This window comes from Sphaerimonospora mesophila, from assembly GCF_001417795.1.
Lineage (GTDB): Bacteria > Actinomycetota > Actinomycetes > Streptosporangiales > Streptosporangiaceae > Sphaerimonospora > Sphaerimonospora mesophila.
This window is the reverse complement of record NZ_BCBX01000030.1, coordinates 43,656-56,960: the sequence shown is the minus strand read 5'-3', so window position 1 is coordinate 56,960 and position 13,305 is coordinate 43,656. Positions and strand designations below refer to the sequence as shown.

The window sequence follows — 13,305 nt, the reverse complement described above, 5'->3', positions numbered from 1 at the left end:
GGATCACCGGTCGGTCAGCCAGACCGAGGTGTCAGCAGGCAGGTCCACGCCATCGAGGGGACCGCTGGAGAGCAGCACGCGCTCGTGCGGCGGCAGCCGTACCGGCCCCTCGCCGCAGTTGATCGCGCAGGTCAGCCGGCCGCGCCGGAAGAACAGCGCGTCGCCGGGGGCGGGGACCCACTCGATCGCGTCGGGCAGCGTGCCCCTCAGTTCGCGGCGCAGCGCCAGGGCCCGCCGGTAGAACGACAGTGTGGACGAGGTGTCGGCCGCCTGCCGTTCCACCGTCAGCTCCGCCCAGTCGTCCGGCTGCGGCAGCCAGGAGCCGCCGTCGCCGAAGCCGTACGGCGGCGCCGTCCCGGACCACGGCAACGGCACCCGGCAGCCGTCCCGGCCGGGCAGTTCACCGTTCGAGCGCTTGAACACCGGGTCCTGGCGGGCCTGCGGCGGCAGATCGGTCACCTCGGGCAGGCCGAGTTCCTCCCCCTGGTAGAGATAGGCGGACCCGGGGAGGGCGAGCATGCCCAGCAGCGCCGCCCTTGCCCGGGCGAGCCCCGCCGACGGGTCGAGCGATCCCTCGCCGTAGCGGGTGCGGTGCCGTACGACATCGTGGTTGGACAGCACCCAGGTCGGCGCCGCGACCGCGCGCAGGGTGTCGTCGATGACCTTGCGAAACGCCGTGGCCGACCACGGGGCCTCGAGCCAGGCGAAGTTGAAGCTCTGGTGCAGCTCGTCGGGGCGGACATAACGCGCGAGGTCCTCGGCCGAGTCGGTCCACACCTCGCCGATCGCGACCCGCGTCCCGGGGTAGGAGTCGAGCACGCGGCGCCACTCGCGGTAGATGTCGTGGACCTCGGGCCTGCTCCACATCGGCGATGCGGACCGGAAGCCGGGACCGGTGTCGGGCAGCCCCTCGGCCTTGATCAGCCCCATCGCGACGTCGATGCGGAAGCCGTCCACCCCACGGTCGAGCCAGAAGCGCAGGATGTCGAGGAACTCCTCGCGCACCTCGGGATTGCGCCAGTTGAAGTCGGGCTGCTCGGGCGCGAACAGGTGCAGGTACCACTGCCCGTCGGGCACCCGCGTCCAGGCCGGCCCGCCGAAGGTCGACAGCCAGTTGTTCGGCTCGCCCTCGGCCTCGCCGGGGCCGAGAGGGGCCCGTCCGTCCCGGAACATGTACCGATCGCGCTCCTGAGAGCCCCTGGGGGCCGCCAGGGCCTTCTGGAACCACGGGTGGGCCGAGGAGCTGTGGTTGGGCACGATGTCCACCATCAGCCGCAGGCCGTGCGCGTGGGCGTCGGCGACGAGGTCGTCGAAATCGGCGAGTGACCCGAACACGGGGTCCACGTCGCGGTAGTCGGCCACGTCGTATCCGCCGTCGGCCATGGGGGAGGGATAGAAGGGGGTCAGCCAGATCGCGTCGACGCCGAGATCCGCGAGGTACGGCAGGCGGCCGCGGATGCCCGCCAGGTCGCCCGTGCCGTCACCCGAGGCGTCGGCGAAGCTGCGTACGTAGATCTCGTAGACGACGGCATCGCGCCACCAGGGGGTCTCATCCATGTTTGAGTGGCTGCCCGCCACTCGTGTGGATTATGCGTTCACCAGGCTGTGGGCGGCGTAGACGAGATATTTCCAGAGCTGCTCCGCCCGCTCGGGCGGCAGCTCCAGTGAGTGGATGGCGTCCTGCATGTGCTTGAGCCAGGCGTCGCGCTCGCGCTCCCCGATGACGAACGGAACGTGCCGCATGCGCAGCCGCGGATGGCCGCGCCGCTGGCTGTAGGTGTTCGGGCCGCCCCAATACTGGATGAGGAACAGGCGAAGCCGCTCCTCCGCCCCATCGAGGTCCTCCTCGGGGTACATGGGGCGCAGCAGCGGGTCGGTCGCGACGCCCTCGTAAAAACGGTGGACGAGCCGTCGGAAGGTCTCCTCGCCCCCGACGGCGTCATAGAACGACTCGGTCTGCTCGCTCGTCACGGTCTCAGACTAGGCCAGCTACCGACTGGTAGGTTAAACGCGGCGTCAACCGGCGAAGGCCAGGCCCTTCTCGTCGAAGGCCCGCTTGATGCGCAGCCGCAGCTCGCGGGCGACCTCCAGGTGCTGGGCCGGGGCGGTCTTGGCGGTGACCCGGAAGATCACGGTTGAGGCGGAGACCTGCTCCAGCCCGAAGACCTCGGGCTCCTCGACGATCAGCGTCCGCTGGAAGTCGGGGTCCTCCCACAGCTCGGTCGCGGTGGTCTTCAGCAGGTCGCGCACCGCCCCCAGATCCGAGTCGTACGCCACCGGCACGTCGACCAGCGCCCTCGACCAGCCCTGGGACTCGTTGCCGACCCGGCTGATCGTGCCGTTGCGCACGTACCAGACCTTCCCGTCGGCGTCGCGGAGGCGGGTGATCCGCAGGGTGATGGCCTCGACCGTGCCGATGGCCGAGCCGGTGTCGATCACGTCGCCCACGCCGTACTGATCCTCCAGCAGCATGAACATGCCCGCGATGAAGTCCTTGACGAGCTCCTGCGCGCCGAAGCCGATGGCGACGCCGAGGATGCCGACGCTGGTCAGCAGCGGGGCGAGCTGAACGTTCAGCTTGGCGAGCATCATGAGCGCGGCCGTGCCGAGGATCAGCACCGAGGACACGCTCCGCAGCACCGATCCCATCGCCTCGGCCCGCGCCCTGCGGCGCTCGGTCACGATGGCCGCGGTCGCGTCCGAGACCAGCAGGGCCCGGTTGCGCAGCCGCTCGGGCAGCACACCGGCGCTGGCCCGGAGCGTCACCCGGGTGATCAGCCGGTGGACGATGTTCCGGATGATCAACGCGCCGGTGAGGATCAGGATCAGGACGACCAGGACGTCGGCGAACCCCGTGACGAGCGGCACCCAGGATGGCAACTCCCGGTCGGGGACCACGGCGTTGAGGATCGTGCAGAAGATCCCCTCGCCCTTCTCGCATGCCGCTGTCATGTTCGCCGCCGCCTGATCCGGATCGTAGATCTCGTCGGTCGGGCTCGGGCTGGGCTCAAGGAACAGCAGCGGGAACACGGAGCGGATCCCCCTCGGATCGTTTCGAACGGGCAACAGGAAGGTAAGCCTTTCCCATAGTGCCGATCGAACCGGCCCCCGTCACATCGCCGGGGAGACGGAAGCGTGCCCGCCGCCGTGGCGGGTGTGCTTCGGTGACGGGTGGCAGAGCGGGGGCGCGCACCCGGAAGCGCGCCCATCGCCGTTCTCCGAGAGGGGATCCCCCCGATGACCGTCCGCCCCGTGGCCCGGGTGACTCCCCGGATCGGCTCGGACGGCGGTCCGTCCGGTACGGCAGGGCCGTACCGGTGGTTCGTGGGTGTGCGGATGGCGGGCGGGTATGGGGGCCGGCGTGACGCCGCAACGTTCCGGCCAGGACGTGGTGAACGACCTGGGGAACGCTCCGCACCGGGCGTCTCGCCGGCCCCGGGGGACCGCGGTGGCGGTGTGTCCGTGGCTGCGTGGACCCTCCCCGCGACGGGGGGCCTCCTCGGACGAACTCCCTACTCGCTCACCGCGGCCAGCACTCGGGCGACCTTCGTGGCCGCTCCCGCGGGATCGTCCCCCCGGTGCATCCGCTCGCCCCAGGACCACCAGTAGTCGGTCGCCTGGCAGACGACGTTCTCGGTGAGGCTGGTCGCGTTCGGATTGATGACGCGGACATAGGCACGACCCGACGGGGTTCGTACGACACGGGCGATCAGTCCCCGGGCGTCCAGTTCGGAGACCAGATGTTCCAATCGCCGGAAATCATCCTCTCCCACCGAAGTCCTCCTTAATTTCGGCTGACGACCGGTCTGTGATCGCCGCTCAAGATGTTCGGCCTGCCCAAGATGACTCACCGAACGCAACCGGTCAACGTGCCGGGGAACCGCTGAGGTATAGGGAACCCCCTAGTCGGTTGAAAGAAACCCCCAATGGGGGGACGATCCTTAATCAGCTCGTCCAAAGTCGAGACTTGGCCGCGCCAACTTTGGTCCATCATTATGGTGTGGGCAGAGTGCGACGGAGTCGCTACTCTGCGTCACCGATTGGATCGGTCGGGAAACGTTGGGCTGCGAGCGCGGCCCGGCCGTGAGAGAGGGGCCGGAATGTCCGGCAGGCAACACAGGGAGACGGAGATAGCGCGTCGGATCCGGGCGCGCGGCCTTGCCGCCGGTCGCGGCCCGGCCGTGATCGCCCAGGAGATCCACGAGGTGTGCGAGCCGCAGTTCGGGACGACGAGGATCAAAGCTCATCGTCTCTCGAACGGCATCGCTCTCGCCGACGTCATCGAGCAGGTGCGCGCCCTCTTCGAAAGAGACAAAAAACCCGTCCCGGGGATCGGCGAGACGCTACTGTCCGCATACGAGTCGGGCATGAAGCGCCCCGGTCCGGAATACCTCCACTACCTGTGCTCGGTCTACCGGGTCGAACCGCTCGCCCTCGGATTCGAGGGTCCCTGCATCTGCGGCCATGGTCACATGATCACAACGGCCGGGGGTAGCGGGGGCCAGCAGGAAGAACGACTTGAGACTTCCCCCGGTGTGCGTGAGACACGGGTTCCGCCGGACGGCGGCGATCCCTCGGCGAACGGGGGTGAGGAGGACGAGAACGTGCTACGGAGGACGCTGCTGCAGCTCCTCGTCGGCGGTGTCGGTGCCGTCGGCGCCGGCGGGGCCATCGGGGGTGCTGAGGGCGACAAGGCCGCGCTCGCCCCGGACAGCCAGGTGCTCGGCGCCGTGGAGAACCTCCGGCGGCGGATGGACCAGACGATAGTGAGCTCCACCGTCTCGCCGGCGATGCTCGATCATTGGGAGCAGACCACGAACGGCTTCGGCCGGTTGTACATGAACACCCAGCCCAATCGGCTGCTCTGCGATGTGCTGCTGGAGTTCTCCGCCGTGCGCCGGGCGCTGGAGTGCCGGCAGCCCATCGAGATGCAGGAGCGGCTGTGCAAGATGGCCGCGCAGCTCGCCGGGCTCGCTGGGATGATCATGATAGATCTGGGTGATCACCGTGAGGCGCGGGCGTTCTTCCGCACCGGCCGGCTCGCCGCGGACGAGACCGGCGACCGCGCGCTGCGCGCGTGGGTCACCGCCCGGGAGTCCCTGGTCCCGCTCTACTACGGAGACCCGCGTGAGGCGTTGAGCCTGGCCAGGAAGAGCCGCGACCTGGCCGGTCAGACACCATGCGCCGCCCGGACCATGGCGCCGGTCGTCGAGGCCAGGGCGCTGGCCAAGATGACGACCCCCGGCGGTCCCCGCCACGAGGTCGTGGAGCAGGCCAAGCGGGCGCTGCATCGGGCCCGGGCCGCGTTCTCCCAGATGAACGCGAGCGATCAGGAGGACCCGGCCTTCGGTTACACCGAGCGGCAGCTCTACTTCTACCAGGGCGACGTCCTCGTGAAGCTGGGCCAGACCCTGGAGGCCGACGTCCTGCTGGAACAGGCGCTGGGCAAATACACCGGAGAAGATCTGCTCGACCAGACCCTCATCCGCTTCGACCGCGCGCTGTGCCGGCATCTGGAGGGCGACCTGGAGGCGGCGCTGACGATGGGCAGGGAGGCGCTCGACGCGATCTCCAACGAGTACTGCACCGACCTGATGCTCCGCCCGGCGCACGACCTGATCAAGGCCATGCGGGCCAAGTACGGCGACCTTCCCCAGATCACCGAGTTCAGTGATCAGGTCAACTCGCGCAAGGTCGTCAGCCGCAACGTGAGCGGGGCATGACACCCCGGCTCAGGATCCGCCGATACCGGTGGTCAGATCTCGACACGGTCTGGGCCCTGCACCAGATCGGCCTCGCCCAGGTCGGCGTCGTGCCGGGCGATGGCGTCTACTACGACGATGACTTTCCGCGGATCACCGAGATCTATCTCGCCAACCGGGGCGAGTTCCTGGTCGGAGAGGTGGCCGGTTCGGGGATCGTCGCCATGGGCGGTCTGCGCCGCATCGACGACGAGACCGCCGAGATGTGCCGTCTCCGCGTCCATCCCGACCACCAGCGGCGCGGCTACGGATCGCAGATGGCCGCGGCGCTCGAGAGCCGGGCCCGGGGGTTGGGCTATTCGGTGCTCAGGGGTGACACCACGCTGCGGCAGATGGCGGCCGTCGAGCTCTATCGGAAATCGGGGTGGCAGGAGCTGCGCCGCGAGATCCGCGGGGATGTCGTCGTGGTATATGGCGAAAAGCAGCTGAATGCCGTGGTTGCACCGATTTCGATAGATAGATAATGCTTCCCCTCCTTGGCGGATTGCGGATGTTTATCGATACTTGTGCCTTGTTCCGATTTTCTCGGGAGAGAGGCACGATGAAAAAGATCATCATCCGTAAGCCTGGCACGGTGCGGCTCACCGGTACGTCGAGCGTCATCCACAAGGGGTGAAGGGCGGCGGACGCCATGTCTGGGTCAGGGGAGACCTCTCCCGTGACCGTCTGCGGGTACTCCGGACTCTGGAATCGCCTCCCCTTCTGACGCCCGTCGTCAACGGGCACCGCCGGCTGTGTGGTCCGTACACGATCGGCGGTGCCGTGCTCCGTGCGCTCGTGCCGACCGCTCTGGAGCGTTCCCCCGGCCTCGTCGCGGCGTACGACATCGAGATCCGTGCGGCCGCCCCTGATCTGCGCCCGATGGTGCCCGCCCGCCGGGAGGGCATCGAGGCGCGCATCCCGGAAGCCGAGCGGATCCTGGTCCCCGCGCCACGGCGGACCCTGCGCATCGCCAACGGGATCGCGGAGTTCGTCGCCGGCTGCCTGCGCGAGTGCCTGCCCGGCCCACGGACGCTCGCCGCCGACAACGTGCACCAGGCCGACCCGACCGACCGTGAACTGCTGCGCGTGCTGACCCGGAGGGTGGGCGATCTCACGTTGGCGCTCGGCTCGACGCGGCCGCCTCCGCAGGTGGCGGGATGGGTCGAGGTGACGGCCGGCCCGGGGGAGGCCGATGAGCGCCTCGACCTCCACCCCGGTGATCGTGCCGACCGGTACATCGCATCGGACGGCGCCGACGACGATCCCGCGGCCTACGAGGCGTATCTCGCGCTGCCGGACGGGGAACGGGCGCGCCGCCATGACCGGCGCGCCGCCGAACTCACCGCCGATCCCGAGTGCGCGCGGGGGTTCGCGCTGGGCGCGCTGCCGTACCATCTCGAGCACGGCGGCGACCGGGACGCCGCGCTCGGCGCGCTGTGGGCGGCGGTGGACCACTGCGTCCTGGAGGGGTTCCTCGACGCCGTCGCCGAGCTGGGCGAGCGTGGGCTGGCACTCGCCGCCCCCGGCACCGACCTGTGGTGGCGTTTCACCCAGCGCACCGCCACCGCGCTGGCCGGACTGGGCCGCCGCGACCGTGCGCTGGAGCTGTGGGACCAGGCCAGGAGGGTGAGCGAGGATCCCGCCGTGCACGCGGCCGCGGCGTACGGCACGGCCATGCTGGACGCCCGCCACCCCGATCCGCGCCGGCGCGACCTGGGCCGGGCCACCGGCTGGATCAACGAGGCCATCGCGATCTCCACGCTGCTGCCCGACCGGCGGGAGCGGGCCTTCAAGCTCGGATTCGACCGGAACGGCCGGGCGCTCATCGAGCTGCGGCAGGGGAGGGTCGAGGCCGCGCTGAGTCTGGTGGAGTCGGCGCTCGATCTCGCGCGGCGTGAGCTTCCCCCGGATGCCCATCCCGTGCACCGGATGGTGCTGCTCGCCAACCGGGCCCAGCTGCTCGCGCGGATGGGGCGGACCACCGAGGCCCTGGGCGACTTCGACCGGGCCATCGCCATCGATCCCACGTTCCCCGACCACTACCTCGACCGGGGGAACCTGCTGTTCGAGCTGGGCCGCGCTGACGACGCGGTGGCCGATTACGAGACCGCGATGCGGATGAGCCCGCCGCTGCCGGAGGCGTACTACAACCGAGCCGAGGTCCGCCTGGCCGCCGGGGACCTGGAACGCGCCAGGACTGATCTCGATCACGTGCTGGAGCTGGACCCGGGCCATCTCGACGCGTACGTCAACCGTGCGGGGGTGCTGCAGATGCTCGGCGAGCACGAGGCGGCCAGGCGCGACGTCGCCGCCGGGCTGGCGCTCGATCCCGGCAGTGCCCACCTGCGCGGCGTGCTCGGTCAGCTGGAGGCCGCGGCGGGACGCTTCGCCGAGGCACGGGTCGCCTACGACGCGGCCCTGACGGCCGATCCGCTGCTCGCCTCGGCCTGGGCCAACCGGGCGGTCCTGCGCTACGAGACCGGCGACGCGGCGGGTGCGGTGGCGGACCTGACCCGGGCCATCGAGCTCGGGCGCCCCGGCGCCGACGACGCCGCGCTCTACTTCAACCGGGGCACGGCCCTGATGGATCTCGGGCGGCCGGACGAGGCCGGGCTGGACTTCCGCCGGGCGCACGCCCTCGCACCGGATGATCCGGACATCCGGCTCGCGCTGGAACGCCACGAAAGGCCGGACGAGCGCGGAGGGACGGAAGCGCCACGGGATGGGCGAGGCGCCGCCGACGGGCCCGTGGCTTTACCCTTGGACGGTTAACAGCCGCACCCCGCCGCTGAACATCGAAGTCGTTGAGGTTCTAAGCATGAGCGCTGAATACGTGCTGACCCTGTCCTGCCCGGATCGCCCCGGAGTGGTCGCGGCGGTCTCAGGGCTGCTGGCCCGCCACGATTGCAACATCATCGAGAGCCAGCAGTTCGGCGACCCGGTGGCCGAGCGGTTCTTCATGCGGGTGCAGTTCGCCGGTCGGCCGGGCATCGACGAGCTTCGTACGGCTTTCGCCGCGCTCGCCCCGGAATTCGGCATGGAATTCGAGCTCTTCGACCTCGCTGTGAAGCCCCGGGCACTGGTGCTCGTCAGCAAGCTCGGCCACTGTCTCAACGATCTGCTCTACCGGGTGCGGTCGGGGCTGCTGCCGATCGAGATCGTGGCCGTCGGGTCGAACCATCCCGACCTGCGGCCGCTCACCCAGTCGTACGGCATCGACTACCACCACCTGCCGGTCACCGCCGAGACCAAGCCCCGGCAGGAGGCCGAACTGCTCACCCTGGTCGACCACTACCGCGCCGACATGGTGGTCCTCGCCCGCTACATGCAGGTGCTGTCGGAGGACATGTGCGCCAAACTGGCCGGCCGGATGATCAACATCCATCACTCGTTCCTGCCGTCGTTCAAGGGCGCCAAGCCGTACCATCAGGCGTACTCGCGCGGCGTCAAGCTGATCGGGGCCACCGCGCACTACGTCACGCCCGACCTCGACGAGGGCCCGATCATCGAGCAGGAGGTGGCCCGGGTGAACCACACCCACTCGCCCGAGGACCTCGCCGCGATCGGCCGTGACCTCGAGTGCCAGGCGCTGGCCCGGGCCGTCCGCTGGCACGCGGAGCACCGCGTGCTGCTGGACGGCCACAAGACCATCATCTTTCCCCGCTGAGCGGGCCCTCGCCGACCGGGCCGGCTACACCTCCAGGCCCGTGTGGGCGGCGATGAAGGCGAGCTGGTCGGCCAGGAGATCGACGGAGCGGCTCACGGCCCGTGCGCCGTGGCCGACCTCCGCCTCGTTGCGCAGCAGAATCGGCCGGTCCCCGGCCTGTGCGTGCTGGAGGGCCGCCGTCATCTTCCAGGCGTGCAGCGGATGCACCCGGGTGTCGGAGGCGAAGACCGTGAACATCGTGGCGGGGTAGACCGTCCCCGCACGCACGTGGTGATAGGGCGAGTAGCCCCACAGCCAGCCGAACTCCTCCGCGACCTCGGCCGAGCCGTACTCGACGTTCCAGGTCGCCCCGAGACCGAAACGCTCGTATCGGATCATGTCGAGCAGCGGTGCCGAGCAGACCACGGCGGCGTACAGGTCGGGCCGCTGGGTGAGCGCCGCCCCGACCAGGAGGCCGCCGTTCGAGCCGCCGGAGATGGCGAGACGGTCCTTCGTCGTGACCCCGGTGGCGATCAGGTGCTCGGCCGCGGCGTGGAAGTCGTCGAAGACGTTCTGCTTGTTGGCGAGCATCCCGGCGCGGTGCCACTGCTCGCCCTCCTCACCGCCGCCGCGAAGCTGCGTGACGGCGTAGACGCCGCCCGCCTCCACCCAGGCCAGCGTCGAGGCCGAGAATCCGGGGTTCATCGAGATGCCGAAGCCGCCGTAGCCGTACAGGATCGTGGGCCGGGGCCCGGAGTCTCCCGCCCGGGAGACGACGAGCATCCGGACCTCGGTGCCGTCCTTGGACCGGTAGACGACCTGCTCGGTGTGGGCCTCGGGCACCTCGACGGCGCCCGGCGGGGCCTCCCACATGGTGGTCTCGCCGGTCCTCGCGTCGAAGCGGTAGACGGTCGTCGGCGTGATGTTGTCGGTGTAGCTGAACCAGGCCTCGTGGCCGCCCTCCGGGCGCTCGATCAGGGCGCCGACCGAGCCGAGGCCGGGCAGCGGCACCTCGCCGACCCGTTCGCCGCTCTCCAGGGCGTGGATCGTGACCTCGGAGATCGCGTGCCGCGTCCACCCGACGAGCAGGACCGGCTCGGCCGCGTCGTCCCCGTCGCCGTCCAGGATCGCGAAGCCGCTGAGCACGGCCTCGGCGTCCTCGGGGATGAGGTCACGCCAATGCTCCCGCGTCGGTGTGTGCGGCGAGGTCACGCAGACCCGCCCGCGTGGCGCGTCCAGGTCGGTGAAGACGTAGAGCCGCCCGTCGCGGCCGAAGTGCAGCCCGGTCTGGGCGTCCACGTCCTGCTGCACGGTGAGCAGCTCCGGCGACTCCACCGGTGAGGCCGACAGATCGGCCACCCACAGGTCGTTGCGCGGGGCCGTACCGCGCGAGGCGGAGATCGACAGCCAGCGGCCGTCGCGGGAGACCGACACTCCGTAGTAGTTGGTCTTCTCCAGGCCCTGCCCGAAGATCATCACGTCGTCGTCCGCCGGAGTCCCGACGCGGTGCAGGTAGACCCGGCGGTGGAACTGCTCCTCGCCCTGCGGGACCTCGGTGGGCGCCAGCCTGCGTACGTAGTAGAAGGCCTCGCCGCCGGGCAGCCAGGCGATGGGGGAGTAGCGGCACCGATCGATCGGCCCTTCGACGACCTCGCCGGTCGCCACGTCGAGCACGAACAGGCGTGACTCCTCGTCGCCGCCCACCGAGATCTGGTAGGCCAGCCGGTTCCCCTCCTTGTCCGGCTGATAGGAGTCGAGCGTGGTCAGCCCGGAGGGGTCGAGGGCCGTCGGGTCGAGCAGCACCCGCTCGGCGTCGCCTTCGGCCACGTAGAGGACGGGATGCTCCTGGTCGGGCGTGCGGCGGGTGAAGAACCGGCGCTCGCCACGCCACACAGGCGTGCCGACCGATCCCGAGCGCAGCAGCTCGGCGACCCGGTCGCGGAAGCGGTCGCGGCCCGGCAGGTCCGCCTCGCGCATCAGCGCATCCTGTGCGTCCAGCCACTCCTTCGTGGCCGGATCGTCCGGGTCCTCCAGCCAGCGGTACGGGTCCGGCACCGGTGTTCCGTGCAGGTCGTCGACGATGTCGTCGCGGCGGGCGGGCGGGTACGGCAGTCGCGTCATGCTGGCACTTTAGAACAGTCGACTGACATGAGTCGTGGTTGACGGCTCGCCGTTCGTACCCGGCCAAGTCGGGCGTAAGTGGATGATCGGCTGGGAATAAGAAGCCCAGGCGTCCCGATCGTCAGCCCGGTGGTCCGTATATGGGGTGGCGAAACGGTCGCCGTGCAGGCCACACTCTTGGGGAAAGGGCGGTGCCGTGGTGACGATCCGCTGGGCCGTCCGGCGGAGGTCCCTGTGACGGAAGCATCCGGGTCCCAGAAGAAGGGACCCCAACAACCAAGGCGCACAGCCGGGATCGTCGGGGAGGCCGGCTGATGCGCCAAGTCCTGCTGCTCAACGCGACATACGAACCGCTGACCACGCTTTCCCTGCATCGGGCAGTCGTCCTGCTGCTGCGAGAGAAGGCGGACGTCGTCCACCACGACGGGTGTGGCGCGGTGCTTCGCTCGGCGACCTGCACGTTCGACGTGCCCTCGGTGATCCGGCTACGTCGCTACGTGCGCATCCCCTACCGTTCGCGCATCCCGCTCACACGGGCCGCGCTGATGCGCCGGGACAACTTCCGCTGCGCCTACTGCGGGCAGCGGGCCGAGACCATCGACCATGTCGTGCCGAGATCCAAGGGCGGCCCCCACACCTGGGAGAACTGCGTCGCCTCGTGCATGCCGTGCAACCACTACAAGGCGGACAAGCTGCTGGAGGAGCTGGGATGGACCCTGCGTGCGACTCCGGTGGCGCCGCGTGGGATGCACTGGCGGCTCATCGGCGCGCAACTCGACGGCGATCCCCAGTGGGCGCCCTACCTCGCCAAACCGGCGGCGTGATAGGCCGGTCCTGATGAGGTGGTCGTTCACACGGGACGTCGAGGAGTTCGCGGCGGTGGCCGAGCCGTGGCTGCTGCGCGACCCGGTCGGCAACACGGTCTCGCTGACCGTGCTGCTCGGGCTGCGGGCCGGCCAGTTCGCCGAGGATCCGCTGATGGGCTGGCTGGAGGACGACGACGGGGAGGTGGCCGGCGTGATCAGCCACACGCCCCCCTACCCGCTCGGGATCGCGGACGTGCCCTTACGCACGCTGCCTTCGCTGGCCCGGGAACTGATCGAGATGGATCGGACGGTCCGGGCCGTCCGAGGCTCGGTGGAGGTGGCGGAGGCGTTCTGCCGGGAGTGGTGGCGGCCCGAGTCGGGCCGACGGGCCGAGCGGCTCTACCGGCTCGGCACGCTCGCGCCGTGCGCCGCCCCGGGCAAGGCGCGTACGGCCACGGTGGGCGAGGTGGCCGAGGCCGCGCGGTGGTTCCGCGAGTTCCAGGAGGAGGCTCATGTCGACCGCACCGCCGACCCCACGCCGGTCGTCTCGGCACGGGTCAACCGTGAGGAGCTGATCTGGTGGGAGGACGGTGATAGGCGGGTGGCGCTCGCCGCACTCTCCACTCCCGTCGCCGGCATGTCGAGGATCGGGCCCGTCTACACGCCTCCCGAGTTCCGCCGCCGCGGGTACGGCAGCGCCGCCACTCACGCGGCGAGCCGGAAGGCGATGGACGAGGGGGCCGCCGAGGTGCTGCTGTTCGCCGATCTCGCCAACCTCACGTCGAACTCCATCTACCAGAAGCTGGGCTTCCGCCAGGTCGCGGACCACGCCACGATCCACTTCTCCTAGAGCATCCGTCGAGTAACGGCACCTTGAGGAAGTCCTTGGTCGGTGCGGTCGCTGCGCCGGGAGGAAACTCCGGTCCGCCGTCTGGCCCCGCCGAGCGGGCCCGGCATGCGGTCCTCGCTCCCTCCCGCTCCGCTCCCT

Annotated in this window: 11 protein-coding genes; 6 read left to right on the top strand and 5 right to left on the bottom strand. The window is 70.1% G+C overall.

Annotated features, from left to right (window positions below; translation table 11 throughout):
- Positions 1–3: 3 nt before the first annotated feature.
- The 4 genes from AP234_RS00415 to AP234_RS00400 all read right to left on the bottom strand — a co-directional run bounded on the left by AP234_RS00415 (position 4) and on the right by AP234_RS00400 (position 3,773).
- A complete protein-coding gene (locus AP234_RS00415; protein WP_055477499.1) occupies positions 4–1,557 on the bottom strand; it encodes a glycoside hydrolase family 13 protein in 1,554 nt (517 codons plus the stop codon).
- A 30-nt stretch (positions 1,558–1,587) separates the two neighbouring features.
- Positions 1,588–1,971 (bottom strand): globin, encoded by a 384-nt coding sequence (locus tag AP234_RS00410; protein ID WP_055477498.1) that lies wholly within the window; start codon positions 1,969–1,971, stop codon positions 1,588–1,590.
- A 45-nt stretch (positions 1,972–2,016) separates the two neighbouring features.
- Entirely contained in the window at positions 2,017–3,030 is a 1,014-nt protein-coding gene (locus AP234_RS00405) for a mechanosensitive ion channel family protein (protein ID WP_235557888.1), read from the bottom strand.
- Between the two features lie 482 nt (positions 3,031–3,512).
- Positions 3,513–3,773 carry a hypothetical protein gene (locus AP234_RS00400; RefSeq protein ID WP_055477497.1) on the bottom strand — a complete coding sequence of 87 codons (261 nt, stop codon included), beginning with the start codon at positions 3,771–3,773 and terminating at the stop codon, positions 3,513–3,515.
- A 327-nt stretch (positions 3,774–4,100) separates the two neighbouring features.
- On the opposite strand from AP234_RS00400, the gene AP234_RS00395 reads away from it, so the two are divergent.
- From AP234_RS00395 to purU, 4 genes are all read left to right on the top strand, one after another.
- Positions 4,101–5,723 (top strand): helix-turn-helix transcriptional regulator, encoded by a 1,623-nt coding sequence (locus AP234_RS00395; RefSeq protein ID WP_055477496.1) that lies wholly within the window; start codon positions 4,101–4,103, stop codon positions 5,721–5,723.
- Positions 5,720–6,226 (top strand): GNAT family N-acetyltransferase, encoded by a 507-nt coding sequence (locus AP234_RS00390; protein WP_055477495.1) that lies wholly within the window; start codon positions 5,720–5,722, stop codon positions 6,224–6,226. The genes AP234_RS00395 and AP234_RS00390 overlap by 4 nt, the downstream gene beginning before the upstream one ends.
- A 298-nt stretch (positions 6,227–6,524) precedes the next feature.
- Entirely contained in the window at positions 6,525–8,516 is a 1,992-nt protein-coding gene (locus AP234_RS00385; RefSeq protein WP_235557887.1) for a tetratricopeptide repeat protein, read from the top strand.
- A 46-nt stretch (positions 8,517–8,562) separates the two neighbouring features.
- On the top strand, positions 8,563–9,411 hold the full coding sequence (gene purU, locus AP234_RS00380; RefSeq protein WP_055477494.1) for a formyltetrahydrofolate deformylase: 849 nt from the start codon (positions 8,563–8,565) through the stop codon (positions 9,409–9,411).
- 24 nt (positions 9,412–9,435) lie between these two features.
- On the opposite strand, the gene AP234_RS00375 is transcribed toward purU, so the two are convergent.
- Complete coding sequence (locus tag AP234_RS00375; RefSeq protein ID WP_055477493.1) at positions 9,436–11,511, bottom strand: prolyl oligopeptidase family serine peptidase; 2,076 nt, start codon at positions 11,509–11,511, stop codon at positions 9,436–9,438.
- Between the two features lie 314 nt (positions 11,512–11,825).
- Here AP234_RS00375 and AP234_RS00370 point away from each other — a divergent pair, with 314 nt between their 5' ends.
- A complete protein-coding gene (locus tag AP234_RS00370; protein ID WP_055477492.1) occupies positions 11,826–12,335 on the top strand; it encodes an HNH endonuclease in 510 nt (169 codons plus the stop codon).
- Between the two features lie 13 nt (positions 12,336–12,348).
- Positions 12,349–13,167 (top strand): GNAT family N-acetyltransferase, encoded by an 819-nt coding sequence (locus AP234_RS00365; RefSeq protein ID WP_055477491.1) that lies wholly within the window; start codon positions 12,349–12,351, stop codon positions 13,165–13,167.
- Positions 13,168–13,305 lie beyond the last annotated feature (138 nt).

Excerpts from the sequence above, each read along its gene's own strand:
- AP234_RS00415 (WP_055477499.1), bottom strand. The coding sequence starts at position 1,557 with ATGGATGAGACCCCCTGGTGGCGCGATGCCGTCGTCTACGAGATCTAC.
- AP234_RS00395 (WP_055477496.1), top strand. The coding sequence starts at position 4,101 with ATGTCCGGCAGGCAACACAGGGAGACGGAGATAGCGCGTCGGATCCGG.
- AP234_RS00390 (WP_055477495.1), top strand. The coding sequence starts at position 5,720 with ATGACACCCCGGCTCAGGATCCGCCGATACCGGTGGTCAGATCTCGAC.
- purU (WP_055477494.1), top strand. The coding sequence starts at position 8,563 with ATGAGCGCTGAATACGTGCTGACCCTGTCCTGCCCGGATCGCCCCGGA.
- AP234_RS00375 (WP_055477493.1), bottom strand. The coding sequence starts at position 11,511 with ATGACGCGACTGCCGTACCCGCCCGCCCGCCGCGACGACATCGTCGAC.
- AP234_RS00370 (WP_055477492.1), top strand. The coding sequence starts at position 11,826 with ATGCGCCAAGTCCTGCTGCTCAACGCGACATACGAACCGCTGACCACG.
- AP234_RS00365 (WP_055477491.1), top strand. The coding sequence starts at position 12,349 with ATGAGGTGGTCGTTCACACGGGACGTCGAGGAGTTCGCGGCGGTGGCC.